The sequence below is a fragment of the Rhodococcus sp. T7 genome, assembly GCF_009872365.1.
GTDB lineage: Bacteria > Actinomycetota > Actinomycetes > Mycobacteriales > Mycobacteriaceae > Rhodococcus_F.
The window spans coordinates 827,325-828,476 of sequence record NZ_WXYH01000389.1 but is presented as its reverse complement, the minus strand read 5'-3'; the positions used below and the strand labels follow the sequence as shown (position 1 = coordinate 828,476).

Sequence of the window (1,152 nt, the reverse complement as noted above, 5' to 3'; positions counted from 1 at the left end):
TCACCGGCCCGCTCGGCGAGGGTCCACCCGTTCTTGCGTTCCAGACCCGCAACCAATCCCGTCACATATTCACGGACGCGGGACCTCGGCTCCGACCGGGTGAACCGACCGGAGATCCGCTCATGCAAGGCTTCCAACTCGGCAGCAACCAGATCGAGGACCACGCAGTCAGTATCGTCTATCTGTCAAACATGTGCCGTTGCAGTACTAGTCGCAGACCTGCGGTGCGGCGAAAACAATCCACCACAGATGAAGGTGCGGGAGAGCTTCCACTCGTTGTTGCAGCGCACGAAGGGGATTGGTCCCACCGGGGTAAGGGTCCATGCCTTCGAGGTGACTCTGCCCATTCGCGTTGATCATGTCCGGGCCGACGGGTTCCACGGCGGTGAACTGGATGTATTGGGGTGTGGGCGCGCGGATCGTCAATTGGTGACCTTGCACGAGAGTCGATACTGCACTTCGTGGCGAGTTCATCGTCCTGAGTTGAACTGGTGAGCGATACCCCTGCTCGGTCGGTGGTCGGCCACATCTGGATAAGGTACGTCTCTACCGGGCCGTCGTCTGGCACCAGGTCGTACCGGGAAGATCGGCCGGCGGCAGACACTCGAACTCTGTGTGCTGTCGGCCCTTGAGGAGTCACTGCGTGGCCCGCACCGGGGACGATGTTTTCCGTCGGCCCTGGTCACGAAATCGGAGCGATCACCGATACCCGATGTATGTCGGGTCAGATCCGTACCGCTGCAGAACACCGATCGGCCAGTCAACCCGAGATCCGGGACCGGCCCAAATATGATGACGGAACTTGTTTCTGGGGTTTAGGGGGCTTACGGGTCGCGGGGAGGAAAAGCACGCACTTCCAGCCGGGGCGGTGTGCGCTGTTTTGTGGCCGTACCTACGTGAGCACCGCCAGCTGCTCGGGGCGGCAACGGCGTTCTCCATGGCCAATACCGGACTGAGTTTGATGCAACCGGTGCTGGTGGGCCGGACAATCACCGCGGTCGGAGACGGTGCCCCACTTTCGTGGCCTGCTCCGGTTGATTCAACTCGGGATTTCGAGCCCATATTCAGGTTTCTTGCAGGAACGCCCGTAGTCGGTCGAGCACCAGCTCGGGTCGTTGATCGACAATCCAGTGACCGGCGTCGTCGACCGTC

Annotated in this window: 1 protein-coding gene and 1 pseudogene; both read right to left on the bottom strand. The window is 61.2% G+C overall.

The window, feature by feature from the left end; all coding sequences use genetic code 11:
• Nucleotides 1-164, bottom strand: a pseudogene (locus tag MLGJGCBP_RS47910) (IS701 family transposase); the annotation flags it as partial.
• 900 nt (nucleotides 165-1,064) lie between these two features.
• Nucleotides 1,065-1,152: hypothetical protein (locus MLGJGCBP_RS54580; RefSeq protein WP_236581247.1), on the bottom strand; the 88-nt coding region annotated here is incomplete at its 5' end.